Below are 26,616 nucleotides of genomic sequence, written 5' to 3'. Positions count from 1 at the left end.
TTGGAGTCCACGATGTGGTCCTACAACCCCGGCTCCGCCGAAACGGCGCCGGTTTGGGCTGTCCCCTTTTCGCTCGCCACTACTGGGGGGATCACTACTTGTTTTCTTTTCCTCCAGGTACTTAGATGTTTCAGTTCCCTGGGTTAGCATCCTTTCGGATGATGCCGCTTCACGGCACCGGGTTGCCCCATTCGGAGATCCACGGATCACAGGTCATTATGCACCTCCCCGTGGCTTATCGCAGCCTATCGCGTCCTTCATCGCCTCTGAGAGCCAAGGCATCCACCGTACGCCCTTAGTAACTTCTCGATCGTTCGAGATCTTGATTGCTCGGTGGACCGATCACTCGGTCTGTTTTGGTCTGTCCAACAACACGTCAAAGAACGGTGCCCTGGGTGGGCCACCCCGGTGTATCGATACCGGGGTACAGTGGAGAATATCGGAGTCGAACCGATGACCTCCTGCTTGCAAAGCAGGCGCTCTAGCCAGCTGAGCTAATTCCCCGTTCCCTATCCCATGGTAGTCCTGCGCAGATTTGAACTGCGGACCTCTACATTATCAGTGTAGCGCTCTAACCAGCTGAGCTACAGGACTATGGAGAAGGTAACGGTGTACCGTTCAAAATATCATCCATCTGAGACAGCGGTGCCGGATCCCGCACGTCCGTGCGGGAAACAGAGACCTGATCCAACTTACTCTAAAAAGGAGATGTTCCAGCCGCACCTTCCGGTACGGCTACCTTGTTACGACTTAGCCCCAGTCACCAGTTTTGCCCTAGGCAGCTCCTTGCGGTCACCGACTTCAGGCACCCCCGGCTTCCATGGCTTGACGGGCGGTGTGTACAAGGCCCGGGAACGTATTCACCGCGCCATGGCTGATGCGCGATTACTAGCGATTCCAGCTTCACGGAGTCGGGTTGCAGACTCCGATCCGAACTGAGACGAGTTTTGAGGATCCGCATCCGCTCACGCGGTAGCATCCCGTTGTTCCTCGCCATTGTAGCACGTGTGTAGCCCAGGACGTAAGGGCCGTGATGACTTGACGTCGTCCCCACCTTCCTCACCGTTTACACGGGCAGTTTCTCTAGAGTCCCCGGCATTACCCGCTGGCAACTAGAGATGGGGGTTGCGCTCGTTATGGGACTTAACCCGACACCTCACGGCACGAGCTGACGACAGCCATGCAGCACCTCGCACGCAGTCCGAAGAAGATCACGTTTCCGCGACTGTCTACGTGCGTTCGAGCCCTGGTAAGGTTCCTCGCGTATCATCGAATTAAACCACATGCTCCACCGCTTGTGCGGGCCCCCGTCAATTCCTTTGAGTTTCAGCCTTGCGGCCGTACTCCCCAGGTGGATCACTTAACGCTTTCGCTAGGTGACTGACTGTATATCGCCAATCACGAGTGATCATCGTTTACGGCGTGGACTACCAGGGTATCTAATCCTGTTTGATCCCCACGCTTTCGTGCCTCAGCGTCAGTATCGCCTTAGTGAGCTGCCTTCGCAATTGGTGTTCTGTGCCATATCTAAGCATTTCACCGCTACACGGCACATTCCGCCCACTTCAAGCGCACTCAAGAACGCCAGTATCAATGGCAAGTCTACAGTTGAGCTGCAGGATTTCACCACTGACTTAACGTTCCGCCTACGCACCCTTTAAACCCAATGAATCCGGATAACGCTTGCACCCTTCGTATTACCGCGGCTGCTGGCACGAAGTTAGCCGGTGCTTATTCCTCCGGTACCGTCAACCCTCCACACGTGAAGGGGTTTCTTCCCGGATAAAAGCAGTTTACAACCCGTAGGGCCGTCTTCCTGCACGCGGCATGGCTGCGTCAGAGTTGCCTCCATTGCGCAATATTCCTCACTGCTGCCTCCCGTAGGAGTCTGGTCCGTGTCTCAGTACCAGTGTGGGGGATAACCCTCTCAGGCCCCCTACCGATCGTAGCCTAGGTGAGCCGTTACCTCACCTACTAGCTAATCGGGCGCATGGCCATCCTCTACCGCCGGAGCTTTCAAACCCAAGTGATGCCACCCGGGATGTCATGGGATATTAATCCGGATTTCTCCGGGCTATCTCCCAGTAGAGGGCAGGTTCCATACGTGTTACGCACCCGTGCGCCGGTCGCCGCCAGTGTATTGCTACACCGCGCTGCCCCTCGACTTGCATGTGTTAGGCCTGCCGCTAGCGTTCATCCTGAGCCAGGATCAAACTCTCCATTGTAAATGTTGGTTCGATCTGGTTCGTTGACGAGGTCTCTCATGTTGATCTTTCGACCACCAGGACACCTGCTGTTCTCAGAATGGACAATATGTCAAAGAACCATAAGGACTTGGGCATCAGCCTGTTGTCCGAAGTATCGAGTCAATTCCCTTCCGCACCGGTCAATCATACCGGGCGAACGGGTCGGCAAAGGTAGTGGTCCTCCTTATCATCTCCAAAGGTCGTGGACCAGATTTATCCACACCCCCTCTCCATCAAGCCCACCACCCCATAGCCTCGGTGTGGAAAAGAACGTTTCGCCGAAAGCGGCCGCGAAGGTAACAACGTCTTCACATTCCACAACACTATCGGAAAAATATTCCTTGGGACCTGCTAAGGTGTGCTCACCGCCACGGGTAGCACCTTGCCGTTGTACAGGCCATGTCCATGGAGAACAAAGTCGGCCACATAGAGGCCCATTGCAGTGGAGGATACATGGGCTTTGTATCCAGGGAACGCCTCCTGCAGCATCTCGGTGTCGACCGCACCCAGGGCCAGGCAATTGCTTCTCACCTGCAGATCCTTCATTTCCTCCGCAAGACATTGTGCCAAACAAGCCAGTGCGGCCTTGCTGGCGCTGTAGGCTGCCAGTCCCGGGAACTTGGTGCTGTCCTGGAAGCCCCCCATGCTGCCGATGTGCACGATGTGGCCCGGAGGATCCCCTGCCATGCATGAGGCCAAAGACTGCGACAAGATCATGGGCACCACCAGATTCGTATGGAAAAGGCCGGCCAGTTCATTTCTTCCATATAGGCCCCACTCCACACGGAGCATGGCGCCTGCATTGTGGACCAGGCCGTGAAGTCTCCCCCGACCCATGTGCGCCAATAAGCGCGCGCCAGCGTCATCGTCATTGATGTCCATGGTCACGGGATGGATGACCCCTGGTCCGCCGCGTGAAGAGTGGACAAGGTCCTCCAAAGCTGAAGCTGACCGCGAGACGGCAATGACCTCACAACCATGCTCCACGGCCAAAGCCTTCGCGGTCGCACGTCCAACCCCACGACCCGCCCCTGTCACCATCACCCTGCGTCGCTCCATGATCGCTTGACCGCACTGGCTAACTTTGATCCATCCAAGAGACCGCTGTGTCCGCCGCTGGCGGACGGTCCAGCCAAAAGTACTTGAGCCGATGGATCCCTTCTGGGAACGCACCTTTTATTACAACACGGTCCAGCAATGGGCCTACGCCTTGGCGATCGCCTTCGGGGTGTGGATGGTGAGCCGTCTTCTCTACTGGATCTCGGCGAATGTGCTGCGAAAAGCGGCGGTCCGAACGGAGACCAAGCTGGATGACATTCTGCTGGACACCCTGCAACAGCCTTTGATCCTGATCTTCACCTTGGTGGGCTTCCTTGTGGCCTATCACCAACTCGAGTTCCCCGAGCGCATCGATGCCTGGATGGAACGCGCCTACCACGCAGGTGTCACGTTGTCCATGACCTGGCTCTTCGTGAGGATCGTGGACGCTTTGGTCCGCGAGGTCCTGGTCCCTTACGCCGAGCGGAGTGACAGCCGCTTGGACGATCATCTGGTCCCCTTGGCGCGAAAGGGCCTCCGTTTGATGATATGGACCCTGGGCATCATCGTGGCCTTGAACAATGCGGGGTACAATGTGGGCGCCCTGCTCGCAGGCCTGGGCATCGGCGGATTGGCGCTCGCCATGGCCGCGAAGGATACCGTGGCCAACATTTTCGGTGGTATCACAGTGCTGACCGACAAACCCTTCCTGGTGGGCGACCGCATACGCATTGACAAGTATGATGGGACGGTGATGGAGGTGGGCGTACGCAGTACGCGCATCCGCACGCTCGAAGGCCCGGTGGTCGTGGTGCCCAACTTCAAATTCACGGACACCATGTTGGAGAACGTGACAGCCGAACCATGGCGCCGCATCCGACATGAGCTTGGACTGGTCTACGGCACACCACCCGACAAGATGGAAATGGCCATCCAACTGCTGAACGACCTGATCGATGGGATGCAGGATGTGCTGGAACAGGAGCGACTGGTGAGCTTCAACAGCTATGGGGCCTTCTCACTCAACATCCTTTTCATCTGTTACATCCGCAAAGGCTCGGACATCTTCCAAACGCAATCACGGGTATCCTTGGAGATATTGCGACGATTCAACGAGAACGGCCTCAGCTTCGCCTTCCCGACGCAGACCCTGCACCTGGTGCAGGAAGGTTGAACCCCTTGGTCACTTCGCGCCACCTTTCCTGACCGCTTTCTTCTCACGCTCAATCTTATCCCGCCGCCGTTCGAGGACTTCAGGGTCCAACACGTCCCCGACATTGCGCATCTGCCGCAATACCCATTGCTGACGCCCGGACAAATAGGGTCCCGGTTTGCGGCAGTCGTAGCGGCGCGGAGCAGGGAGTATGGTCGCCATAAGCGCCGATTGCTCCCTTGTGAGCTTGGCCGCCGGACGGTTGAAACAATGTTGGGCGGCCGCTTCCGCCCCGAAAACACCCCTGCCGAGTTCTGCCACGTTGAGATACACCTCCAAGATCCGCTCCTTGGTCCATAATGTCTCTATCAGCACGGTGAACCACACTTCCATGCCTTTGCGGAGCCAACTTCGATCGGGCCAGAGGAAGACATTCTTCGCTGTCTGTTGGCTGATGGTGCTGGCACCCCGAAGACGACGACCTCGGAGATGCTCTTCGCGTGCTTTTTGAATGGCCTCCCAGGCGAACCCATCATGCGTCATGAACCGCTGGTCCTCTGATGCGATGACAGCCAATGGCAGGCTGCGTGCCATGGCTCCCAAAGGCACCACTATGCGGTGAAGCCGCCCCTGCTCCTTGGCCTGCTCGGCCATGAGCCAGGTCAATGGAGCATCAAAGGCACCCAGGAGGAGCACCCAACTCACCGAAATGACAACAACCCAAACGGCAATGGCCCACAGCACCCTGAGCCATCGCAAAAGCCCCTTGAACATGCCTTCAAAGAAAACCTGCCCCGGGCTTACACAGCAAGGAGGGGCAGCGCTTCCCGATCCCGGGAATCACAGCCCCACCGTGCAACAAGCAATGCCTCATGCCCGATCCTTCGGGCCGAAGCGCAGGTAGTACACCACCAAGGCCAGCCCGCCGAATATGGCGGGTCCCATGAAATAAGGCAGCAGCGAATCCCGGTCGGGGTCCATGGCATGCTGGTGGAAGAGCCAGGCGGCGAGCAGACCCACGCCGATGCCGATCATGAGGAGTCCATTGCGCATGGCCTTGCGCGGGTCGGGTGCTGGCTTGGACGCTTCCGGGTCCATGCCTTTCTCGATCATGCTCATACGCTCCCGGTGGCGCGTTGACCAGATGATGTAGATGATGCCGAAGGCCGTGGCGAAGGGCATGATGACGCCGAAGAGGGGAATGAGAGCTTCCATGGAGGGATCTGTTGCTGTCAGTTGTGCTCCATCTGACGCCGACCGCTCCGGGACGGTTACGATCCCCTTCCATCAGCATGAAGCGACCAGTGGTCAGGAGGTGAAGCCGCGCATCCGAGTTGACTTTCGGCCGGTGAACACCCGATCTCAATTTGTACCAAGGGCGAACCTGTTTCGCCGAAGCGAGCATAGACATGGAACACGCCGGCATCATAGCGCGGATCCTGCAAGGGGATGCCCATGCCTATGGTGAACTCGTGCGGAAATACCAGCACATGGTGTTCACCGTGTGCCACCGAGTGCTGCGCAATGACCAGGATGCCGAGGAGGCCACTCAGGACAGCTTCGTGAAGGCCTACCAGCATCTGGCCGGCTTCGGAGGCAACGCGAAGTTCAGCACCTGGCTGTACAGTATCGCCTATCGCACGGCCATCAGCCACGGACGGAGGCGGAAGGAGACCGGCGCCTTGGAGGACCTCCCGCACCACCCTGCTTCGGATGGCGGGAACGAAGGCCACAGGACCGAACTGCGGCGGGTGCTCGATGACGCCCTGGCCCGGCTCGTGCCAGAGGACGCCTCGATCCTCAGCTTCTTCTACTTGGAAGAGCTGAGCGTGGAGGAGATCGTAACCGTCACCGGACTTGGGGCGTCTAATGTGAAAGTGAAGCTGCACCGCGCCCGCAAGAAGCTGCTGGAAGTGCTGGAGAAGGAACTGGGCGCCGAAGCACGCGAGCTACTTTTGGACCATGCGTGAGCTTGACGACAAAGATCTCCGGAAGCTCTTCCACCTGGCAGGGCACCATGCCCCGCAGGAGGATCTCGCGGCACGCATCATGGCCCGTGTATCCGTGGCACCCATCGCACGACCGTTGGAACCGGCTCCGCTCATCGGGCGCTGGGGGTGGTTGGGCATGGGTCTGACACTTGCGGTGGTGGTCCTCGCCGCCATCCTGTCGCCCACCGGAGCCAGCACGGTCAGCGTCCCTTATCTGGATCGAATTCTGGCGATCCTGTCCGATCTGCGGCTGCCACAAGGCGATTGGCCCAAATGGATGATCGGCGCCTCTTTGGTGACCTTCGCCTTCGTGGCCTTGGACCGCATCCTCAGCGGGATGCGTGTTTCCCACGTTCGCCATTGACGGCAGGTGAGAAGGACCGCCTACTTGCGGCGGAGGACCCAAGGTGGCCTGGTCGGGGCCTTGGTCGAACCAGATCTTGAGTTGAATGCTGGTCGTTGGAGGTTGTTCAACCTTCAGCAAGCATGGACCCGTGGGGGCCGACCTTCAACCCACGACCTTGAACTATGGTTCGCGCAGGATGTTCGGGATGGCCTCCTCGAAGACCTTGCGTGCATCCTCGATGAAACCGTAGGGCACATCATCGATCACCAGCTTGCCCTTGGTGACGTGGCCCAACAGCACGAAGGGCACGCGGCTGGCCTGTAGCAGGTCCAGGAAGTCGTTCTCCATCTCGTGGTCCACCGCCACTACGGCGCGGCCCTGACCTTCGCCGAAGAGGAAGGCGTCCTCACGGATCTCGCTGTCGGTCACAATGTCGAATCCGAGGCCACGCGGCAGGCCCATCTCCACCAGTGTCGTCCACAGGCCGCCGTCGCTCACGTCATGGGCGGCGTTGATCAAGCCCTTGCGGATGAGCATCAGCAGCATGGTATGCAGGCGCTTCTCCTCGTCGATGTCGAAATACGGCGCAGGCGAGCGGTCGATCTTGTGATGCCGCACCAGGTACTCGCTACAGGCGATGTCCTCCACGGCCTTGCCCAGCATGAAGATCAGATCGCCTTTGGCCTTGAAGTCGAGGCTCATGCGTCTGGCCACATCGGGCACGATCCCCACCATGCCGATCGTGGGCGTGGGGAAGACCGGGATGTTCCTCTTCTCGGTGACCGTGTGGTTGTAGAAGCTGACGTTGCCGCCGGTGACCGGTGTTTCGAACGCGCGGCAGGCATCGCCCATACCCTTGATGGCCTGTGCGAACTGCCAGTAGACCTCGGGGTCGTAAGGGTTGCCGAAGTTGAGGCAGTTGGTCACGCCACAAGGCTCGCCACCCGTGCAGGCGATGTTGCGCGCGGCTTCGCTCACCGCGATCATGGCGCCCATGTAAGGGTCCGCATGCACATATCGGCCATTGCAGTCCACGGTCACCGCCAGGCCCTTGGTGCCGCCACCTTCCTTCAGCAACACCAGGCCCGCGTCGCTGGGGGCATTGGTGCTCATGTTGTTGGTGCGCACCATGGTATCGTACTGTTCGTACACCCAGCGTTTGCTGGCGATGTTCGGGCTGGCCAGCAGGTCGTAGGCGACCGCACGCAGGTCATCCGGCACCGGCACATCATCCGTACTGAACTTCCTGTTCTCCTTGATGTAGGCCGGTTCCTTCTCTTCGCGCGTATACACCGGTGCACCGCCGCCGAGCACAAGGCTATCGGCGGGCACATCCGCCACCAGTTCACCGTGCATGTAGAAGCGCACCTGGCCACCCTCCGTGACGGTGCCGATCTCCATGCAGTTCAGGTCCCACTTGTCGAATATGGCCTTCACTTCGGCCTCCCTTCCCTTCTTCACCACCACCAACATGCGCTCCTGACTTTCGCTCAGCAGGATCTCCCATGCGCGCATGCCCTCCTGCCGCGTGGGCACACGGTCCAGGTGGATTTCCATGCCGGCCTCGCCCTTCGCGCTCATCTCGCTTGTGCTGCAGGTGATGCCCGCCGCGCCCATGTCCTGCATGCCGATGATGGCATCGGTGAGCGACAATTCCAGCGATGCTTCCAGCAGCAGCTTCTCCATGAAGGGGTCGCCCACCTGCACGGCGGGCAGGTCGTCCATGCTGGTCTCGGTGATGTCCTTGCTGGCGAAGCTGGCGCCGTGGATGCCGTCCTTGCCGGTGCTGCTGCCCACGATGAAGACGGGGTTCCCTTGGCCGTGGCTGGTGGCGCTGATCACACGATCCGTGCGCACGATCCCCACGCTCATGGCGTTCACCAGCGGGTTGGTGGTGTAACAGGGATCGAAGTAGACCTCGCCACCGAGCACAGGCACCCCGAAGGCATTGCCGTAGTCGCCGATGCCTTTCACGACGCCACGCATGTGCCAGCGGCTGCGGGCCTCGGTGCTGATGTCACCGAAGCGCAAGCTGTTGAGCTGCGCGATGGGTCGTGCGCCCATGGTGAAGATGTCCCGGTTGATCCCTCCTACGCCGGTGGCCGCGCCTTGGTAAGGCTCGATGGCGCTGGGGTGGTTGTGGCTTTCTATCTTGAAAGCGCACGCCCAACCGTCGCCGATGTCCACCAGCCCGGCGTTCTCCTGACCGGCCTCGGCCAGCAGTTTGGGGCCGCTCCGCGGAAGGGTCTTAAGTTGCTTGATGGAGTTCTTGTAGGAGCAGTGCTCGCTCCACATGGCGCTGTAGATACTCAGCTCGGTGAAGTTGGGCTGGCGGCCCAGGATCTCCTGGATCCTGTCATACTCCTCGGGCAGCAGGCCCAGTTTCTTGGCGGTATCGACTCCGGCAGGGGCGGTGTCAGGGTTGAGGGTCTTGGTGGACATGGGGCGGCAAAGTTAGACCCGCACCATGACCCGCGATCGCATGACCCATGTCGCTTCCTGCGCGCTTCTACCTTCGCTGGCCACCGTCATGCCCGGAATACTCCTCGCCATCGCCTACACCGCGCTGCTGCTCTACTTCATGCGGCGCATGCCCTTTTTCGCAAGGGTAAGGGGGTTGCCCATGCGCCGATTGGCGTTGTTCTTCCTGCTGAAGATACTGGCCGGCACGGCGCTGTGGGCCATCTACACCTGGGTGTACACCGAACGCGTGCATGCGGACGTGTTCAAATACTTCGATGACAGCGCCGTGATGTTCAGCGCGCTGCCCGCAAGGCCAGGCGACTACCTGCGCATGCTCTTCGGCATCCGGAACGACAACATGTACTTCACGGAGACCTATTACAATGCGATGAACAACTGGTTCCGGGAATATGAGAGCGACCTGTACAACGACGCGCACACGGTGATCCGTTTCAACGCCCTGGTGCGGCTGTTCAGCTTCGGGCATTTCCATGTGCACACGGTCTTCGCCTCCTTTCTGGCGCTCACCGGGCTGGTGGGTCTGTATCGCGCATTCGCAAGCTTCCTGCCCGGTCGGGAACAAGCCCTGGCCATCATGCTGTTCCTCCTGCCCTCCACCCTGTTGTGGTCCAGCGGCGCCATCAAGGAAAGTCTTCTCTTCTTCGGTCTGGGGATGCTGGTGTGGCAGGTCTTCCGGCTGCTCGAGGGTCGCATCTTACCGGCCGGTATCGCCATGCTGCTGTTCAGCATGGTACTGTTGTTCTTCCTGAAGTTCTATGTGCTGCTGAGCCTGCTGCCCGCGATGCTGGCCTACGCCTGGTCGCGCGGACGACAGGGGGCCTGGTGGCGCTTCGCGGTGGTGTATGCGCTCTATGCGCTCATCGGTCTGAATCTGCACCATGTCATCACCGGTGCGGACATCCTCGGTATACTGGCGCACAAGCAGAAGGATTTCATAGGCCTGGCCATGGGCACCGAGAGCGGCAGCTTCGTGATGCCCGTGCGACTGGAGGCGCAGTGGTGGTCCTTCGCTGCGCAAGCGCCATATGCCTTGTACATCACCCTGCTCGGCCCGCTGACGCACGCGGCACCGGGCGCCATGGGATCGCTGGCCGCTGCGGAGAATCTGGTCCTCATCCTCGCGGTCGCCTTGTTGCTTTGGTACCGCAACCCCTTGGCGCGATGCGATCGCCCCTTTCTCCTGATGCTGTTGGGCTACGTGCTCGTGCTGGCGCTCGTGATCGGCTGGACCACACCGGTGATGGGCGCCATTGTCCGCTACCGCACACCCCTGCTGCCCTTCCTGCTGATCGCCGCGCTGCACCTTTTCGATCACCGGCGAGCACTTGCCCGCTGGCCACGCCTTGGACCATTCCTTTCGGCATGAAACCCCTCACTCTTCTCCTGCTGCTGATGCTGACCGCATGCTACCAGTCCGAGACCGCCGACCTGGTGGTCCACAACGCCGTGATCCACACCCTGGATGAGGCGGGTTCCACCCACCAGGCCATGGCCGTACGCGATGGCCGCATCGTGGAACTGGGGCCCGAGCGGCAGATCCTGAACAAGTACCGCGCGAAGGAGAATTATGACGCGCAGGGTCGGTCGGTCTATCCCGGTTTCATCGATGGGCACTGCCATTTTTTGGGCTACGGCCTGAACAAGCAGAAGATCGACCTGCAGGGCGCGAAGAACTGGGAGGAGGTCCTGGACCGCACCTTGGCTTTCGCGAAAACCCACCCGGACACGACCTGGATCCTGGGCCGGGGATGGGACGAGAACTTCTGGAACGATCGAAGCCTGCCGACGAACACCAAGCTCAATACGCTCTTCCCGGACCGGCCGGTGCTGCTGCAGCGCGTGGACGGCCACGCCGCCGTGGTGAACCAGGCGGCCATGGATGCGGTGGGCTTCGATCCGAGTGCCGCGATCGAAGGCGGCTTGATGGTGAAGCGTGATGGCCGGCCCACCGGTCTGCTGGTGGACAATGCCGTGGCCGTGTTCCAACAGATCATCGATCAGGCGGATGAGGCCACCAAACGCCGGTCCCTGCTGGAAGCGCAAAGCGATTGCTTCGATCTGGGCCTGACGATGGTGGTGGACGCCGGACTCGATCCGAAGACCATCGAGCTGATACAGCGCATGCAGGAAGAGGGTGCATTGAAGATCCGCGTCTATGCCATGGTCACGGATGACCCCGGCTTTCTGAAGCACTTCGCCGAACGCGGCCCGATCCTCACCGACCGCCTCTTCGTGCGCAGCATCAAGGTCTACTCCGATGGCGCGCTCGGTTCGCGCGGCGCCCTGCTCAAGGAGGACTACCACGACATGCCCGGCCACCGTGGTCTGCAACTGGCTGCACGCGATCATTTCAAGGAGGTGGCCGAATGGTGCAAGCGGCACGATTTCCAGATGAACACGCATTGCATCGGCGACAGCGCCAATCAACTGCTGTTGGATGTGTATGGCGAGGTGCTCGGTGGCACCAACGACAGGCGCTGGCGCATTGAGCACGCCCAAGTGGTAGGTCCGGAGGACCGGCCCAAGTTCGCCGCTTACAACATCATCCCCAGCGTACAGCCCACGCATGCCACCAGCGATGGGCCCTGGGCCGGCGACAGGCTGGGGCCGGAGCGCGTCGCCCACGCTTATGCATACGAGGAACTCCGCCGCGCCATGGGTATGGTGGCGCTCGGCACCGACTTTCCCGTGGAGCCGATCGACCCCTTGCAGACCTTCCGTAGCGCGGTGTTGCGGCAAGCGCCCGACGGCTGGCCCCAAGGCGGCTACCAGAAGGAGAACGCCCTCTCCCGCCTGGATGCGCTGCGCGGCATGACCATCTGGAACGCCATCGCCACCTTCACGGAGAATGATCTGGGCAGCTTGGGGGTGGGCAAACGCGCCGACCTCACCATTGTGGACCGCGACCTGCTCAAGACCGACGACGACGGACTATGGAAAGCCCGGATCAACGCGGTCTTCGTGGGTGGGGAGCGTGTGAAGTGATCCGGCCCCGACTTCATGGAGCGTACGCTCCAGTTGCAGCCAGTGCCGCCGCTGGTGCGCGACCGGAAAACGGAAGGCATCGCCGGCCTTGAATTGAAGGACAGGCCCCAGGGTGCTGGTGACCTTCTCCCCCTCCAGTCCCCGGGTGCGGGCACGTTCGAGCAGGCCGATGGATCCACGGCATAGTGCTTCAAAGTCGTCCAACGCCAGCCAGCCGGTGGTGGCCACATGGCGTGGTTCGAACATACCCATGGTCTTCATGCGCCAGCCGATTCGGCCGTCCGGCTTCGGTTCCATGGCCTTTACACTGAAGTCCCCCCAGCGACCGGGCAGGTAGTTCGTGCGAAAGCGCAGGCCATTGTTCTCGTCAGCGTAAAGTCGTTCCAGGCGGGCATGGTAGTGGCCGCTGCTGATCACCATGTGACGCAATACCTCCATCGCACTCCAGCGCTTGGGTGCGGGACGCAGATGCAAACGCTCCAAGGGCATTTCGCGCAACAAGGCGCAGTGCTCCAGCTGGCGGCGCAACTCGTTCTGCAACGCGTCGATCAGATCTCGGGTGTTCATCACTTCCACACCGCGAAACTACCTGTGCCGGCAGGGCGAGCGCTTGATGTGGATCAAGAATGGATCACAGCACCTTCGCCCGCAGCCGGCTGAAGGTCTCGGGCGTCATGCGCAGGTAGGAGGCGATGTCCTTCTGGGCCACCAGCTGCAACAGATGTGGGCTGCGCTGCACAAGCCGGCGGTAGCGTTCCTCAGCGCTGAGCGTGAACTGCTCGATCTCGCGTGTGGCACGTCCCTGCACCACCTCTTCCAGGATCAACCGGCCCCATCGGTCCATGGCCGGTATGCGGTCATAGAGGCGCTGCAGATCCTGGCGATCGATGCCGGTCAACACGCTGTCCGTGACCGCCTGCACATGGAAGCGCCCCGGCCGCTGGGAAAGGAAGGCATCGTAATCGCCGCTCCAACTGTGCCCGTAAGAGAAGCCCAGACAATGCTCGTTGCCATCGTGGGCGAAGTAGAGCCGCTGCACACCTTCCACCACGATGTAGAATCGCTTCTCGATACGCCCGGCTTCGGATACGAAGGCTCCTTTGGGAAAATGGTGCTCCTTCCAACAAGGCGCCACCTCGGCCCATTCGGCGTCGGTGAGCTTCACATATCGCTCTATCGTGCGTCGCACCAGGTCCATGGCGCCAAGGTAGCAGGCCGGACGGGCGGTCAGGTTACTTTCACGCCCCATGGAAGGGACGGAGGAAACCAGCGACAGCTGCACCCTGGTGCGCATCCTGGGCACCAGTGTGCGGCCCGGCGAACGCCATGTGCTGGACCTGCAGGTGGCTCGCCTGTACACACGCACCAGCGTGGAGATACCCGTGGTGGTGCAGCGCGGTCTGGAGGAAGGTCCCGTGTTGTTGTTGCTGGCCGGCGTGCATGGCGATGAGGTCAATGGCATCGACACCGTGCGGCGTATCCTGGGCGACCTGAAGGAACGACCACTGCGCCGTGGGACACTCGTGGCCATTCCCGTACTGAACGTCTTCGGTTTCCTGGCCATGAAACGCGAACTGCCCGACGGCCGCGACCTGAACCGCTTCTTCCCGGGATCGCGCGGCGGATCGCTCGCTGCAAGACTCGCCCACGCCCTGGTGACCGAAGTGCTGCCCCCGGTGGATGTCACGATCGACCTGCACAGTGGCGCGGCGCAGCGTTTCAATCATCCACACCTGCGCTACACCGCCGACGATGCGGCCTCCTTCGCCATGGCCCAGGTCTTCGATCCGCCCATCCTGCTGCGGGCATCGGTCCGCGAAAAGTCCATCCGCGAGCACCTCAACAAGCGCGGCCGCACCTACCTGCTCTTCGAGGGCGGCATGGCCGGCAGCCTGGACGAGGATGTGGTGCGCGAAGCTCATCGGGGCGTCACACGGGTGATGGAACATCTCGGGCTTTGGGATGGCCCTTCGGACAACCCGCGTGGCGCCGTGCACCGCAACGCCTCCAAATGGCTGCGCGCGCCTGTCTCGGGCCTGTTCCACCCCATGGCCGAAGGCGGCTCGCGCGTGGAAAAAGGCATGGTGCTGGGCCTGATCACCGACCCCTATGGCGATCTGGTGAAACAGGTGCATGCCACCTTCGCGGGGCATGTGCTCTGTGTGAACACCGCTCCCGTGGTGAACCAGGGCGATGCCCTCTTCCACCTCTGTTTCGACCGTTGACTGCGCTACTTTCGCCGCATGCTTCCACGCTCGGAACGCATCAAGGGGCTGTTGCGCTTCGGAAGACCCTTCAGCAACCGCGACAAGTTGATCCTTCGGGACCATCTCGCGCTGGAACGCACGCGGCTGGCCAATGAACGCACCTTCATGGCCTATGTGCGCTCGGCGCTCTACCTGCTGATCGGTGGGTTGGCACTGCTTCAACTGCAGGGCCATGGCGACCTTCAGTGGGTGGGCATCACGGCCATCGTGCTTGCGGTGGCTTTCGCGCTGGTGGGTCTGACACGCTTCCTCAAACTGAAACGCCAACTCGCCAGCTACTACGAACCCCTTCAGCGAGATGACGCGGAGGGTGACCTGGAAAGATCAGGACCGCTTCACGAATCGGCCGGTCCATAGCAATTCGCCCGACACGGCCCGCAGGGTATATACACCTTCCGCAAGTCCCTGCACAGGCAATGCAAGCACCGTCTCGATCACGTCTTGCCGCGACCATACGACGCGACCACGGCCGTCGACCATTTGCAGATCGACCGGACCACTGCCGCCGGGCAAGCGCACGAAGAGTTCGTTCCTGGCCGGGGATGGCCACAAGGCGAAGCCTTGGACGGCCAGGTCCTCCATGCCGGTGATGAGGATCGTGACCGGCTCGCTCATGGCCGTGCATCCATTCGCATCGGTGATCATCACCGAATAATCGCCATTGGCGCCCGCCACGAAGACCTGTGCTTCGGCGCCGGGGATGGGCGATCCGTTGAAGTACCACTGGTAGCCCTGGGCGGGAGAACTCGTCAACGCCAGCCCGGCCACATCGATCAACGGCATGGCGGGCAAAGGATGCACGGTGATCGTGATCGTGTCGGCGTAGGCCTTGCAGCCGGATCCATTCCACGCCACCAGGGATAGCTCCATGCTTTCCGCGATCGTCACGGGATTCTCTTCCGCACCGTTGGACCACAGATGCGCCTGGTGGTCGCCCGGAGCCAGCACTTGTACCGATCCGCCAGTGCAGAATTCCAACGGCCCGAGCGGTTCGAGCACCATGGACTCGTTGCTGGAGACGAGCGCGTTGAAGGCATGCAGCTTCCCATTGCCCCAGCGGTTGTTCGGCGTTTCGCCGGTGAAGGCATCGCCGAAGGCCGCACCATTGATCGCGGCGATCACCTCTTCGTGCGGGGCATCGGGGCATTTCTGCAGGTAGAGCGCGGCGGTGCCGGCCACCACTGGCGATGCCATGGAAGTGCCCGTATTGCGCACGTGCATGCATCCCTCGGCGACCTTGAATGGCTCGGTGGCCAACAGCGTGGCGATCCAGGTGAGTGGCGCGGGGCTCAAGGTCACGTCGCCCGTGGCGGCCACGTCCGGCTTCAAGCGTTCATCGCGCGTGGGGCCTTTGCTGCTGGTCACCGCGATGTCGCCCTGCTGTTGCGGTCCGAAGGTCACCGTGCCGCCGGCGCAATCCACGTACTGGAGCTTGTTGTAGCTGTTGGCCACGGTGAGCACACGCGGGGAGCAGGCCCAGGAATCCACGATGTGTTTGTTGTTGTCGGGCATCACATATTGGGCGATGTCCGGATAGGCGGCCACCGTTGGGATGCTGGTGACCATGTTGGATGTTCCGAACTGCGCGGAGGACCAGACATCGAAGCGCCCTTCGCCGGTGGTGATGAAGCGGAAGTTGTAGCCTGCGGAATCGGGTTGCTGCATCAGCACCTGGAGCTGGTACTGGTCGCCGCGTGCCACCGCGTAGTACTGCACGATGCCGAGCTGGTGGCCGGAGAAGCTACGCAGCGTGTCCACCATAACCTGGCCCAGGTTCCCGACCACGTTGCGGAAGTCGGTGCGGCCGCGGTACTGCAGGCCGGGCTGCACCCGGTCGGCGCCCATGGCGAACCAGACATCGTGGAGGTCCTCCTGATCGGCCCATACCTCAAAGAACACCGCCGGGAAGCCCAGACCGCTGCTGTTGTTGTTGCGGAACCAGGTGAAGAGCGTGTCCTCGCCTGGCGCGGTGCGCAGGTGGTAGGGCGCGATGGTGTTGCTGTTGCCCGCCGCGCAGACCAGCACACGGCCATTGCGGGCCATGAGGAGGTCGTCGATGAACAGCGCTGCGGCGTCCTGCCCATCATGTGAGCCCAAGTAGGTGCCCACACTGGCATTCACCACGGCCGGCCGGCCCAGGGCCTCGGCCTCGTCGAAGATGAACTTCACCCCATCGGCCACCTTGGCGCGGAAGTTCCCGCTGAAAGAAGCCGACACGATGATGAGGTCCGAGGCCGGTGCAGCGCCTTTGTGGCGGCCATTGGCCAGGCCATTGCCAGCGGCCGTTCCGGTGACCATGGTGCCGTGGCCCCAGTAGATCGGCTGGTCGATGGAGGTCATCTGGCCCGCGTCGATGTGCGCGCTGTTCCACACCTGGCCGTATCCGTACTCCGCCGGCGTGAGTTCGTTCACCGGCAACGTCTGGTCCCAATACTTCAGGATGCGCGTGGTGCCGTCGGCATGGCGCAGGTCAGGGTGGTTGTGGTCTGCGCCCGAGTCGATCAGGCCCATGATCACACCCTCGCCGTCGTAGCCTTCCGGCAGCGGCCACAAGCCTTGATGGACCGGTTCGATGAAGGTGCGCACACGCATGGTGTCATTCAGCGTGAAGGCGGGATCGAGCATGCACTCGAAGCGTTCCACCGCAGGATGGCTGGCCAGGCCATGTACGCGGTCCACCGGTACACGCGCGCTCACCAGCCTGGGCAATGCCATCTTCACCAGGCCGTCGTGGTCTTCCACGGCGCGGGCCACATCGGCGGCTTTGCCGTGCACGAAGAGGTCGATCATTTCGCCGGGCGGATGCTCTTGCTTCAGCCAGGCCTCCAGCCACAGGTCGAGCTTGCTTGGCCCTTGGGACATGCCGATGCCAGCCAGCAGGATGAAGGACAGGCAGGGGACGAAATGCTTCATGCCATCAAAATTAGGCTCGTGTCAGGCTACGGTCAGATGGGCGTGAAGCGGCAGGCGGGGCAAGAAATCAACAGCCCCGGTGTGGTGGTCCACCAAGCAGGCGAAATGCTGGATCCCGTTGGTGACCATGAGATGCCGCACACGCAACACCCTGTTGTAACGCGCGGCCTGCTCAAAAGTGCGCTGGCCGATCCGCACCGAGGGCGCCTTGCATTCCACGAGGGCCAGGGGGCGTCCGTCCGTGCTGAAGACCACGATATCCGCCCGTTTGGCCAGGCCGTTCAGTTCCAATGACCACTCCACGCCGATCAGGCCGGCCGGGTACCCGAGGTCCTGCACAAGATGGTTGATGAAGTGCTGGCGCACCCATTCCTCCGGCGTAAGCGTCACCCATCGGCCGCGCAGCGGATCGAAGACCAGGGAGCCTTCCGGTCCGTGTTTAGTTTTGACGCCGTGGTCCGGCAGGGCCAGCGTCATCGTCGGATCCACCATCCCCACAAAATTGCGCACCAAACAGGATATCGTCTCCAATTGGCTGCCCCGCTACACCGGCCTGGAGTTGGGCGACTTCAGCCCCTACGTGCTGCTCACCAACTTCGACAACTACCTGGACCTCTTCTGCCAGCAGACCGGCGGCAAGGTGCACGCGCGGGACAAGGCCATGAAGGTGGCGGTGGCCGAGGACATGGTGATGATCAACTTCGGCATGGGCAGTGCCAACGCGGCCACGTTGATGGACCTGCTCAGCGCCATCACGCCCAAGGCCGTGCTCTTCCTGGGGAAATGCGGTGGCCTGAAACGCAAGAACCAACTCGGCGACCTGATCCTTCCGATCGCGGCCATCCGCGGTGAAGGCACCAGCGACGACTACTTCCCGCCGGAGGTGCCCGCCCTGCCCAGCTTCATGATCCACCGGGCCGTGAGCCACGTGATCCGCGACATGGAACTGGACTATTGGAGCGGCACGGTGTACACCACCAACCGCCGCGTGTGGGAGCACGACGACGCTTTCAAGGAAAAGCTCCGCACCCTGCGTTGCATGGCCATCGACATGGAAACGGCCACCCTTTTCATGACCGGCTTCGCCAACAGCATTCCCACCGGCGCGCTGCTGCTGGTGAGCGACCAACCCATGGTGCCCGAGGGCGTGAAGACCAGCGACAGCGACGCGAAGGTCACCGGCTCCTTCGTGGACATGCACGTGCGCCTGGGGATCGCCTCCATGCGCGAGATCAGCGCCCACGGCCGTTCGGTGAAACACCTGCGCTACGAATGAGCGCCTTCGAGGACATGAAGCGCATCCTCGAGGGGGTGCGTGGCGGCCAGTTCGCACCGGTGTACCTGCTACATGGCGAGGAGTCCTTCTTCATCGACGTGCTGGCCGAAGCCGTGGAGCATAACACCCTGGCGCCCGAGGAACGGGATTTCAACCAGACCATACTCTATGGCCGCGACGTGGACCACGCGCTGGTGATCGATGCCTGCAAGCGCTACCCCATGATGGCCGAACGCCAACTGGTGGTGGTGCGTGAGTTGCAGACCTGGCGCATCGACGAGATCGAGAAGCTGGTGCCCTACCTGCTGAAGCCCACCCCCACCACCGTGCTGCTGCTGGTGCACCGGCACAAGAAGGTGGACGGCCGCCGCAGCGTGATCAAGAGCGTGCAGAAGGGCGGCGGAACGGTCTTCGTCAGCGAAAAGGTGCGGGAGGACAAGGTGCCCGACTTCCTGGTGAAGATCGCCAAGAAGCAGAAGCGGAAACTGGCCGGCCGGGAAGCGCAATTGCTGGCCGACCACCTGGGATCGGACCTGGCCAAGGCCGTGAAGGAAGTGGAGAAACTCTGCCTGGTGACCGAGGAGAACGGCGCCATCGATGCGGACGCGATCCAACGTTTCGTGGGCATCAGCAAGGACCACAACGTCTTCGAGCTGCAACAGGCCATCGGCACACGGGACGCCCTGCGGGCACAACGCATCGCGCAATACTTCGCCGCATCGCCCAAGGACCACCCCATCGAGATGACCATGGGTTTCCTCAACGGCTACTTCACCAAGCTGGCCATCGCCGTGCAGATGAAGGACGCCGGGCAGCAGGCGCTGGCCGAGGCCATGAAGGTCTCACCCTTCTTCGTGCGCGACTACCAGGCCCACGCCCGCAACTACAACCTGTCCCAGGTGGTGAAGGCCCAGCATCTGCTGCGGCAGTGCGACATGCGTGTGAAGGGCCTGGGAGGCGATGGCGACCGCGGTGAAGTGCTGCGCGAACTGCTCGCCCGCGTGATGGAGTGATCCACGCCACGGGATCACAAGGATCGGGATAAGGTGCTCCCCGTCCATCCATCGGTCCCTTCCGCGTCCGGACCCTTCCTCTACCTTAGCGCCCCCTGCAAGGAAACCCCATGATGGCGACCGCTTCGCGCAAGCTCCTCCTCCCCTTCTTCTTCCTCATCCTGCACACCGGCCTGATGGCCCAGACGGGCACCATCCGCGGCTTCGTCTACGACAAGGGGAACGGGGAACCCATCATCTTCACCAACGTGATCGTGAAGGGCACCACCATCGGGGCGGCCACCGATGTGAACGGCTACTTCTCCATCACCCGCCTGCAACCGGGCAGCTACACCTTGATGGTGACCTACCTGGGCTACGACACCCTGGAGAAGACCGTTAATGTGGCGCGCGACCAGATCGTCACCGAAAAGCTCTTCATCAGCCGGCGCGCCATCCAGATGAAGGAATTCGAGGTGACCGGCGAGAAGCAGGAGGCCCAGACACAGGTGCGCATGGGCGTCACCAAACTCACGCCCCGCCAGATCGAACGCCTGCCGGCCATCGGGGGCGAGGCCGACCTGGCCCAATACCTCCAGGTGGTGCCGGGGGTGATCTTCACGGGCGACCAGGGCGGCCAGCTCTACGTGCGCGGCGGTTCGCCCATCATGAACAAGGTGATGCTGGATGGCATGGTGCTGTACAACCCTTTCCACAGCATCGGCCTGTTCAGCGTGTTCGACAACGACATCATCCGCAACGCGGACATCTACACCGCCGGCTTCAACGCCGAACATGGCGGGCGGGTGAGTTCCGTCATGGACATCACCTCGCGCGATGGCAACAAGACCCGGCTCAGCGGGAAGGTGGGCGCGAGCACCTTCGCCGCCAAGGCCCTGCTGGAGGGTCCGATCAAGAAACAATCGGAACCGGGAGCCTCCAGCTCCAGTTTCCTGCTGAACATGCGCCACAGCTACCTGGACCAGAGCAGCAAGGTGCTCTACAGCTTCGTGGACACGGCGGGCCTGCCCTTCTATTTCACGGACCTCTACGGCAAGATCTCCTTCAACGGCGCCAACGGCAGCAAATTCAACCTGTTCGGTTTCAACTTCAGCGATGGCGTGAACTACCAGGGCGTGAGCGACCTGGGCTGGAACAACTGGGGCGCGGGCAGCAGCTTCGTGCTGGTGCCCTCCGGGTCGGCGGTGCTCATCGACGGGGTCTTCTCCCTGAGCAACTACACGATCGAACTGCGGGAAGCCGAGCTGGAACCGCGCATGAGCGAGATCGCCGGATTCAATGGTGGCCTCAACTTCAAGCTCTTCAACGGCGACGACGAGGCCCGCTATGGGGTGGAGCTGTTGGGTTTCCGCACCAACTTCCAGTTCTTCAACGCCCTGGGCCGCCCCTACCAGCAGGAGCAGAACACCACGGAGATCGCCGGATACATCAACTACAAGAAGAAGCTGGACAAGGTGATCATCGATCCCGGGCTTCGGGTGCATTACTACGCCTCGCTCTCGGTGATGAACCTGGAACCACGCCTGGGCTTCAAGTGGAACATCACCGAAGACTTCCGCTTCAAGCTGGCCGGTGGCCGCTACAGCCAGAACCTGGTGGCCGCCAACAGCGACCGCGATGTGGTGAACCTCTTCTATGGCTTCCTCTCCGCACCGGACAACCTGCCGCGCAACATCACCCTGCGCGACGGCAGCACCCGCGAGGTGAAGGACCCCCTGCAGCGCGCCAACCATTACGTGGGCGGCGTGGAGTACGACCTCACCACCGAACTAACGGCCAATTTCGAGGTGTACTACAAGGACTTCCGGCAGGTGACCAACCTGAACCGCAACAAGCTCTTCAACGATACACCCGAGTTCGCCGACAAGCCCGACGAACTGAAGAAGGATTTCGTGGTGGAGACCGGCCAGGCCTACGGAGCCGACCTGCAACTGAAATATGAGAAGGGCCCCACCTTCATCTGGGCCGTCTACAGCTACACCTTCGTGGACCGCTTCGATGGCATCCAGGAGTACAATCCCATCTGGGACCGCCGCCACAATGTGAACCTGGTGCTGAGCCGCTCCTTCGGCAAGTTCGAGGCCTGGCGCGCCAACATCCGCTGGAACTACGGCTCGGGCTTCCCCTTCACGCAGACCGCCGGTTTCTATGGCAGCATCCCCTTCAACGGCGACATCAACACGGACATCGTCACCAGCAACGCCGACCTGGCCACCATCTTCGGTCCGCTGAACCAGGGCCGCCTGCCCGACTACCACCGCCTGGACCTGGGCCTCACCCGCCAGTGGAAGTTCGACGAGCACAAGATGCTTGAGTTGGACATCAGCGTGACCAATTCCTACGACCGCCAGAACATCTTCTACTTCGACCGCGTCCGTTTCGAACGCGTGGACCAACTGCCCCTGCTGCCCAGCGTGGGGGTGAGTTACAAGTTCTGAGGCGAGGCTGTTGGAGGTTGAAGACTTAGGCGGTCGAGGCGTTGGGGGGCATCCTGCTGTCGGTGTCACCCACGCGAACCTCCAACATCCAACCCCTCAGCCTCCCGGGTCAACCTTTCCGCTACCTTTACACCCCGTGATCGCCGGACTGCAAAGCGGCGTTCCCACCAGGCGATGACGGGTTCCACCAAGTACATTTTCGTTACCGGGGGTGTGACCTCCTCGCTGGGCAAGGGCATCATCAGCGCCAGCCTGGCCAAACTGCTGCAGGCACGCGGCTTCACGGTCACCATCCAGAAGCTCGACCCCTACATCAACGTCGACCCCGGCACGCTGAACCCCTACGAGCATGGGGAATGCTATGTGACCGAGGACGGCGCCGAGACCGACCTGGACCTGGGCCACTACGAGCGTTTCCTGGACGTGCCCACCAGCCAGGCCAACAACATCACCACCGGCCGCATCTACCAGAACGTCATCACCAAGGAGCGGCGCGGCGAATACCTCGGCAAGACCGTGCAGGTGATCCCGCACATCACCGACGAGATCAAGCGCAGCATCCAGGCGCTGGGCCGCAAGGGGATCTACGACTTCGTCATCACCGAGGTGGGTGGCACCGTGGGCGACATCGAGAGCCTGCCCTACGTGGAAGCCATCCGACAATTGAAGTGGGAGAAAGGCCGCGATTGCGTGGCCATCCACCTCACCCTGCTGCCCTTCCTGCGCACCACAGGCGAATTGAAGACCAAGCCCACGCAGCACAGCGTGAAGGAGCTTCTGAGCCTGGGCGTGCAGCCCGATGTGCTGGTGTGCCGCACCGAGCAGCCCATGCAGAAGGGCATGAAGGAGAAGATCGCCCTTTTCTGCAACGTGGAGCCGCAGGCTGTGATCGAAAGCCGCGACGCCGACACCATCTACGATGTGCCCCTGCTGATGCAGGAGGAAGGACTGGACCTGGTGGTGCTGCGCAGACTCGGCCTCGACAAATACCCGGAGGCGGACCTGACGACGTGGAAGGATTTCCTGCGCCGGTACAAGGAGCCCAAGGGCGAGGTGCAGATCGGCCTGGTGGGCAAGTACGTGGAACTGCACGACGCCTACAAGAGCATCAAGGAAGCCCTGGAACATGCCGGCGCCGCCAACGAGACCCGCGTGCGGATCAAGTGGGTGCACAGCGAGAAGATCAACGCGAAGAACGTGGCCAGGCAACTCGCCGGGCTGGGTGGCATCGTGGTGGCACCGGGTTTCGGCCACCGTGGCATCGAGGGCAAGATCGAAGCGATCCGGCACGCCCGTGAGAACGGCATCCCCTTCTTCGGCATCTGCCTGGGCATGCAGTGCGCCGTGATCGAATTCGGCCGCCATGTGCTGGGGCTGGACAGTGCCAACAGCACCGAAATGGACCCCGAGACCAGGCACCCGGTGATCGACCTGATGGAAGAGCAGAAGCAGGTGGCCGACAAGGGCGGCACCATGCGCTTGGGCGCCTACCCCTGCAAGCTGGCCGAAGGCAGCCTCGCCGCCAGGATCTACGGCCGGAAGGACATCAGCGAGCGGCACCGCCACCGCTACGAATTCAACAACGGCTACCTGGACCGCTACCAGAAGGCCGGCATGAAGGCCAGCGGCATCAACCCCAAGGGCAAGCTGGTGGAGATCGTTGAACTCAAGGACCACCCCTGGTTCGTGGGTGTGCAATTCCACCCCGAGTACCGCAGCACGGTGGCCCGGCCGCACCCGCTCTTCGTGGGCTTCGTGGAGGCGGTGATGAAGGCGGGCACGATCTGAACCCATTCGCTACCACGGTCTAGCATGTGCCCACATGGGCACATGCGCATCCCTCCCGCCGGATATCTTTGCCGCCCTTCGCCGCGCAACCGCACATGGACCGCAACTCCGCCATCGGCTTCGTCCTCATCGCCGTGATCCTGGGTGCGTACACCTGGTACACCCTGCCGAGTGCGGAGGAGCAGGCCCGGCTCCAACGTCAGCAGGACAGCCTGGCGGCCTTGACCATCGAAGAGCGCGAGCGCGAGGCGGTGCGTGAAGTGGAGAGCGGCCGCGCCGAAGCCGTGGTGGAAGCCGCCACGGTGACATCCGCCGAGGATGACCTGCTGTCCGCCGCCGACGCCTGGCTGGCCGACAGTCTCCGTAACGCCGCCATCAAACAGCGCTTCGGCCCCTTCGCTCCCGCCGCCGAAGGCACCGGCGAAATGGTCACCATTGAGAACGAGCGCCTCCAGGTGAGCATCAGCACCCACGGCGCCAGGCCCGTGGTGATGCGCCTGAAGGAGTACAGCACCTACCACGGCACGCCGCTCTTCCTCGCCGATCCCGATTCCGGCACCTACGAGTTCCGCTTCTTCGCCGGCAACGCCGACATCAGCACACGGGACCTGCACTTCCAGGCCGAACGCATCGGCCCCGACGCCGTGCGCCTGATCGCCCCCACCGACGCCGACGGCCGGCGCCTGGAGGTGACCTACACGCTGGATAGCACCACCTACTTCATGGACGTGCGCGCGGCCTTCACCGGACTGGCCGGAGTGGTGGACGTACGCAGCCTTTTCTTCCGCTGGGACATCACAGGCCTCAACAACGAAAAGCACCTGCCCAACGAGTTGCAAAAGAGCAGCGTGTACTTCAAGTACTTCGGCGACAAACGCGACTACCTGAGCGAGACCGGCGAGGAGGAAAAGGAATTGAAGGGCCGCACCAATTGGGTGGCCTTCAAGCAGGATTTCTTCACGGTGGCCATGGTAAGCGAGGAAGGCTTCGCCAGCAGCGGATCCACCATCTCCATCGAACCGCTCGAGTCCGAGACGCACACCAAGCGTTTCAAGGCGAAGCTCTACTTCGACAAGAAGGCCGAGGCGGATCCCGCGCTGGCCATGCGCTTCTACCTCGGGCCCAACCACTACGGCACCCTGCGCCGCACCGAGGTGGAGGAATTGCACAAGGTGATCGACCTGGGCTGGGGCATCTTCGGCTGGATGAACCGCTGGCTGGTCATCCCCATCTTCAACTTCCTCAACCAGTTCGACCTCAGCTACGGCATCATCATCCTGGTGCTCACCCTGGCCATCAAGCTGCTGCTGATGCCGCTGACCTACAAGAACCTGGTGGCCAGCGCCAAGATGCGGGTGCTGAAGCCGGAGATGGAGACCATCACCGCCAAGTTCAAGGACGGCGACGCGCTGAAAAAGCAGCAGGCCACCATGGACCTCTACCGCAAGGCCGGCGTGAATCCCGCCAGCGGATGCGTGCCCATGCTCATCCAGTTGCCGGTGCTCTACGCCATGTTCCGCTTCTTCCCCAGCAGCATCGAACTGCGGCAAGAGAAGTTCCTCTGGGCCGACGACCTCAGCAGCTACGACAGCGTGCTGGACCTGCCCTTCACCATTCCCATGTACGGCGACCACGTAAGCCTCTTCACGCTGCTGATGGCCGCCAGCACCATCGTCTACTCGCTGATCAACCAGAACCAGATGCCCACCCAGCAGGGCATGCCCAGCATGAAGATCCTGATCTGGATGTTCCCGATCATGATGCTCTTCTTCCTGAACAACTTCAGCGCGGGCCTCAGCTACTACTACCTGCTGGCCAACGTCATCAGCATTCTGCAGATGACCGTGTTCAAGCGCTGGTTCATCGACGAGGAGAAGATCCGTGCGCAGCTGCTGCTGAACATGAAGACGCCCAAGAAGAAGAGCCGCTGGCAGCAGCGCCTGGAGGATATGCAGAAGCAACAGCAGCAGACCCAGCGCAACCGGGGCCGCCGCTGACCGGACCGGTCCAAGCAGGGTAGCTTTGGCACGGCGATGGCCCAAGACCGCCGAACCCCATGACACGCGACATGATCCTGCCCCTGCTCACCGCCACGCTGCTGGCCGTGGCCTGCAAGAACCAACAAGCGAACTCCCGGGATGATGGCGGTACCGCATCGTCCAATGGCGGCACCCAGGACAGCCGCCAGCTCGGTGGCCCACAGCCGGGCGATTCCCTGGTGATCTCGCTGGAGCGCACACCCTGCTTCGGCATGTGCCCGGCCTACCGCTTCAACGTGTACCGCAGCGGCTTCGCCACCTACGAAGGCGTGGTGCATGTGGAGCAGCTGGGCCGCCACGAAGCGCGCATCCCGGTGGACCGCATCGAACGCGCCGTGGCCCGCGCCAAGGAACTGGGCTTCTTCCAATTCGACGATGTGTATGACAGCCAGGTGACCGACCTGCCCAGCACCATCATCCGCGTTTCGGCCAGCGGCAGGAGCAAGCAGGTCCTGGGCCGCGTGGGTGCTCCGCCGGGCTTCAAGACATTGACCAGCTACTTGGAGGAGGAGCTTCTACCGGCCGCCTGGCGGCCCGTGCCCGCCGACCACTGACCCTGTCCGTCAGCGGCCCACCCGTTCGACCCAGCTGCGCCGCTCCCCGGCACATGACGGTCAAGGCCAGGCTGTTACATTTGCG

Annotated in this window: 21 protein-coding genes, 2 tRNA genes and 2 rRNA genes (1 of these 25 cut by a window edge); 13 read left to right on the top strand and 12 right to left on the bottom strand. The window is 61.9% G+C overall.

Going from position 1 to position 26,616, the window contains the following annotated elements; genetic code table 11:
• From KIT10_15250 to KIT10_15230, 5 genes are all read right to left on the bottom strand, one after another.
• Positions 1-309, bottom strand: a 23S ribosomal RNA gene (locus tag KIT10_15250) (it extends 2,580 nt beyond the left edge of the window).
• Positions 310-430: 121 nt separating this feature from the next.
• Positions 431-504: transfer RNA gene (locus KIT10_15245), tRNA-Ala, on the bottom strand.
• Positions 505-517: 13 nt separating this feature from the next.
• Positions 518-594, bottom strand: a tRNA-Ile gene (locus KIT10_15240).
• Between the two features lie 107 nt (positions 595-701).
• Positions 702-2,225 (bottom strand): 16S ribosomal RNA (locus tag KIT10_15235).
• The 16S and 23S rRNA genes sit together here with 2 tRNA genes alongside, the layout of an rRNA operon.
• A gap of 372 nt (positions 2,226-2,597) precedes the next feature.
• Positions 2,598-3,305 carry an SDR family oxidoreductase gene (locus tag KIT10_15230; GenBank protein ID MCW5900617.1) on the bottom strand — a complete coding sequence of 236 codons (708 nt, stop codon included), beginning with the start codon at positions 3,303-3,305 and terminating at the stop codon, positions 2,598-2,600.
• Between the two features lie 91 nt (positions 3,306-3,396).
• Here KIT10_15230 and KIT10_15225 point away from each other — a divergent pair, with 91 nt between their 5' ends.
• Positions 3,397-4,458, top strand: a complete 1,062-nt coding sequence (locus KIT10_15225) for a mechanosensitive ion channel family protein (protein MCW5900616.1) — start codon at positions 3,397-3,399, stop codon at positions 4,456-4,458.
• Positions 4,459-4,467: 9 nt separating this feature from the next.
• Here the strand turns inward: KIT10_15225 and mtgA are convergent, their stop codons facing one another.
• Positions 4,468-5,211 carry a monofunctional biosynthetic peptidoglycan transglycosylase gene (mtgA, locus tag KIT10_15220; GenBank protein MCW5900615.1) on the bottom strand — a complete coding sequence of 248 codons (744 nt, stop codon included), beginning with the start codon at positions 5,209-5,211 and terminating at the stop codon, positions 4,468-4,470.
• Positions 5,212-5,307: 96 nt separating this feature from the next.
• A complete protein-coding gene (locus KIT10_15215) occupies positions 5,308-5,652 on the bottom strand; it encodes a hypothetical protein (protein ID MCW5900614.1) in 345 nt (114 codons plus the stop codon).
• 194 nt (positions 5,653-5,846) lie between these two features.
• Between KIT10_15215 and KIT10_15210 the strand changes: the two genes are divergently transcribed.
• Positions 5,847-6,407 (top strand): sigma-70 family RNA polymerase sigma factor, encoded by a 561-nt coding sequence (locus KIT10_15210; protein MCW5900613.1) that lies wholly within the window; start codon positions 5,847-5,849, stop codon positions 6,405-6,407.
• Entirely contained in the window at positions 6,400-6,792 is a 393-nt protein-coding gene (locus KIT10_15205) for a hypothetical protein (protein ID MCW5900612.1), read from the top strand. The genes KIT10_15210 and KIT10_15205 overlap by 8 nt, the downstream gene beginning before the upstream one ends.
• Positions 6,793-6,954: 162 nt before the next feature.
• On the opposite strand, the gene purL is transcribed toward KIT10_15205, so the two are convergent.
• Positions 6,955-9,216 (bottom strand): phosphoribosylformylglycinamidine synthase subunit PurL, encoded by a 2,262-nt coding sequence (gene purL / locus KIT10_15200; GenBank protein ID MCW5900611.1) that lies wholly within the window; start codon positions 9,214-9,216, stop codon positions 6,955-6,957.
• Between the two features lie 88 nt (positions 9,217-9,304).
• On the opposite strand from purL, the gene KIT10_15195 reads away from it, so the two are divergent.
• Together KIT10_15195 and KIT10_15190 are read left to right on the top strand one after the other, a co-directional pair.
• Positions 9,305-10,624, top strand: coding sequence for a hypothetical protein (locus tag KIT10_15195; GenBank protein ID MCW5900610.1), 1,320 nt, complete (start codon positions 9,305-9,307; stop codon positions 10,622-10,624).
• Positions 10,621-12,243, top strand: a complete 1,623-nt coding sequence (locus tag KIT10_15190) for an amidohydrolase (protein ID MCW5900609.1) — start codon at positions 10,621-10,623, stop codon at positions 12,241-12,243. The genes KIT10_15195 and KIT10_15190 overlap by 4 nt, the downstream gene beginning before the upstream one ends.
• Here KIT10_15190 and KIT10_15185 read toward each other — a convergent pair.
• Together KIT10_15185 and KIT10_15180 are read right to left on the bottom strand one after the other, a co-directional pair.
• Positions 12,190-12,810, bottom strand: a complete 621-nt coding sequence (locus KIT10_15185; protein ID MCW5900608.1) for a DinB family protein — start codon at positions 12,808-12,810, stop codon at positions 12,190-12,192. The two genes, KIT10_15190 and KIT10_15185, sit on opposite strands and share 54 nt — an antisense overlap.
• 64 nt (positions 12,811-12,874) lie before the next feature.
• On the bottom strand, positions 12,875-13,441 hold the full coding sequence (locus tag KIT10_15180; protein ID MCW5900607.1) for a Crp/Fnr family transcriptional regulator: 567 nt from the start codon (positions 13,439-13,441) through the stop codon (positions 12,875-12,877).
• 49 nt (positions 13,442-13,490) lie between these two features.
• Here KIT10_15180 and KIT10_15175 point away from each other — a divergent pair, with 49 nt between their 5' ends.
• Together KIT10_15175 and KIT10_15170 are read left to right on the top strand one after the other, a co-directional pair.
• On the top strand, positions 13,491-14,468 hold the full coding sequence (locus KIT10_15175; GenBank protein MCW5900606.1) for a succinylglutamate desuccinylase/aspartoacylase family protein: 978 nt from the start codon (positions 13,491-13,493) through the stop codon (positions 14,466-14,468).
• An 18-nt stretch (positions 14,469-14,486) separates the two neighbouring features.
• Positions 14,487-14,867, top strand: coding sequence for a DUF202 domain-containing protein (locus KIT10_15170; protein ID MCW5900605.1), 381 nt, complete (start codon positions 14,487-14,489; stop codon positions 14,865-14,867).
• Here KIT10_15170 and KIT10_15165 read toward each other — a convergent pair.
• Together KIT10_15165 and KIT10_15160 are read right to left on the bottom strand one after the other, a co-directional pair.
• Positions 14,835-17,423, bottom strand: a complete 2,589-nt coding sequence (locus KIT10_15165; protein MCW5900604.1) for a S8 family peptidase — start codon at positions 17,421-17,423, stop codon at positions 14,835-14,837. The two genes, KIT10_15170 and KIT10_15165, sit on opposite strands and share 33 nt — an antisense overlap.
• Before the next feature lie 21 nt (positions 17,424-17,444).
• Entirely contained in the window at positions 17,445-17,900 is a 456-nt protein-coding gene (locus tag KIT10_15160; protein ID MCW5900603.1) for a type I restriction enzyme HsdR N-terminal domain-containing protein, read from the bottom strand.
• Positions 17,901-17,925: 25 nt separating this feature from the next.
• Here KIT10_15160 and KIT10_15155 point away from each other — a divergent pair, with 25 nt between their 5' ends.
• The 6 genes from KIT10_15155 (at position 17,926) to KIT10_15130 (ending at position 26,531) form a co-directional block, all read left to right on the top strand.
• Positions 17,926-18,699, top strand: a complete 774-nt coding sequence (locus KIT10_15155) for an AMP nucleosidase (protein MCW5900602.1) — start codon at positions 17,926-17,928, stop codon at positions 18,697-18,699.
• A 14-nt stretch (positions 18,700-18,713) separates the two neighbouring features.
• Positions 18,714-19,712, top strand: coding sequence for a DNA polymerase III subunit delta (holA, locus tag KIT10_15150; GenBank protein ID MCW5900601.1), 999 nt, complete (start codon positions 18,714-18,716; stop codon positions 19,710-19,712).
• Between the two features lie 110 nt (positions 19,713-19,822).
• The gene (locus KIT10_15145) at positions 19,823-22,150 is read left to right on the top strand and encodes a TonB-dependent receptor (protein MCW5900600.1); all 2,328 of its coding nucleotides are present in this window, start codon (positions 19,823-19,825) and stop codon (positions 22,148-22,150) included.
• A 174-nt stretch (positions 22,151-22,324) separates the two neighbouring features.
• On the top strand, positions 22,325-23,938 hold the full coding sequence (locus tag KIT10_15140) for a CTP synthase (GenBank protein ID MCW5900599.1): 1,614 nt from the start codon (positions 22,325-22,327) through the stop codon (positions 23,936-23,938).
• 95 nt (positions 23,939-24,033) lie between these two features.
• Positions 24,034-25,935 (top strand): membrane protein insertase YidC, encoded by a 1,902-nt coding sequence (gene yidC, locus KIT10_15135; GenBank protein ID MCW5900598.1) that lies wholly within the window; start codon positions 24,034-24,036, stop codon positions 25,933-25,935.
• Positions 25,936-25,994: 59 nt separating this feature from the next.
• On the top strand, positions 25,995-26,531 hold the full coding sequence (locus KIT10_15130) for a hypothetical protein (protein ID MCW5900597.1): 537 nt from the start codon (positions 25,995-25,997) through the stop codon (positions 26,529-26,531).
• Positions 26,532-26,616: the final 85 nt, after the last annotated feature.

Source organism: Flavobacteriales bacterium, from assembly GCA_026129465.1.
Lineage (GTDB): Bacteria > Bacteroidota > Bacteroidia > Flavobacteriales_F > PHOS-HE28 > PHOS-HE28.
This window is presented reverse-complemented; position numbering and strand designations above follow the sequence as displayed.

Coding starts and splice junctions, on each gene's coding strand:
- mtgA (MCW5900615.1), bottom strand. CDS start 5,211: ATGTTCAAGGGGCTTTTGCGATGGCTCAGGGTGCTGTGGGCCATTGCC.
- KIT10_15215 (MCW5900614.1), bottom strand. CDS start 5,652: ATGGAAGCTCTCATTCCCCTCTTCGGCGTCATCATGCCCTTCGCCACG.
- KIT10_15230 (MCW5900617.1), bottom strand. CDS start 3,305: ATGGAGCGACGCAGGGTGATGGTGACAGGGGCGGGTCGTGGGGTTGGA.
- KIT10_15130 (MCW5900597.1), top strand. CDS start 25,995: ATGACACGCGACATGATCCTGCCCCTGCTCACCGCCACGCTGCTGGCC.
- KIT10_15145 (MCW5900600.1), top strand. CDS start 19,823: ATGATGGCGACCGCTTCGCGCAAGCTCCTCCTCCCCTTCTTCTTCCTC.
- KIT10_15225 (MCW5900616.1), top strand. CDS start 3,397: ATGGATCCCTTCTGGGAACGCACCTTTTATTACAACACGGTCCAGCAA.
- KIT10_15195 (MCW5900610.1), top strand. CDS start 9,305: ATGCCCGGAATACTCCTCGCCATCGCCTACACCGCGCTGCTGCTCTAC.
- yidC (MCW5900598.1), top strand. CDS start 24,034: ATGGACCGCAACTCCGCCATCGGCTTCGTCCTCATCGCCGTGATCCTG.
- KIT10_15185 (MCW5900608.1), bottom strand. CDS start 12,810: ATGAACACCCGAGATCTGATCGACGCGTTGCAGAACGAGTTGCGCCGC.
- KIT10_15170 (MCW5900605.1), top strand. CDS start 14,487: ATGCTTCCACGCTCGGAACGCATCAAGGGGCTGTTGCGCTTCGGAAGA.
- KIT10_15165 (MCW5900604.1), bottom strand. CDS start 17,423: ATGAAGCATTTCGTCCCCTGCCTGTCCTTCATCCTGCTGGCTGGCATC.
- KIT10_15140 (MCW5900599.1), top strand. CDS start 22,325: ATGACGGGTTCCACCAAGTACATTTTCGTTACCGGGGGTGTGACCTCC.
- KIT10_15190 (MCW5900609.1), top strand. CDS start 10,621: ATGAAACCCCTCACTCTTCTCCTGCTGCTGATGCTGACCGCATGCTAC.
- KIT10_15180 (MCW5900607.1), bottom strand. CDS start 13,441: ATGGACCTGGTGCGACGCACGATAGAGCGATATGTGAAGCTCACCGAC.
- KIT10_15175 (MCW5900606.1), top strand. CDS start 13,491: ATGGAAGGGACGGAGGAAACCAGCGACAGCTGCACCCTGGTGCGCATC.
- purL (MCW5900611.1), bottom strand. CDS start 9,216: ATGTCCACCAAGACCCTCAACCCTGACACCGCCCCTGCCGGAGTCGAT.
- KIT10_15210 (MCW5900613.1), top strand. CDS start 5,847: ATGGAACACGCCGGCATCATAGCGCGGATCCTGCAAGGGGATGCCCAT.
- holA (MCW5900601.1), top strand. CDS start 18,714: ATGAAGCGCATCCTCGAGGGGGTGCGTGGCGGCCAGTTCGCACCGGTG.
- KIT10_15160 (MCW5900603.1), bottom strand. CDS start 17,900: ATGACGCTGGCCCTGCCGGACCACGGCGTCAAAACTAAACACGGACCG.
- KIT10_15205 (MCW5900612.1), top strand. CDS start 6,400: ATGCGTGAGCTTGACGACAAAGATCTCCGGAAGCTCTTCCACCTGGCA.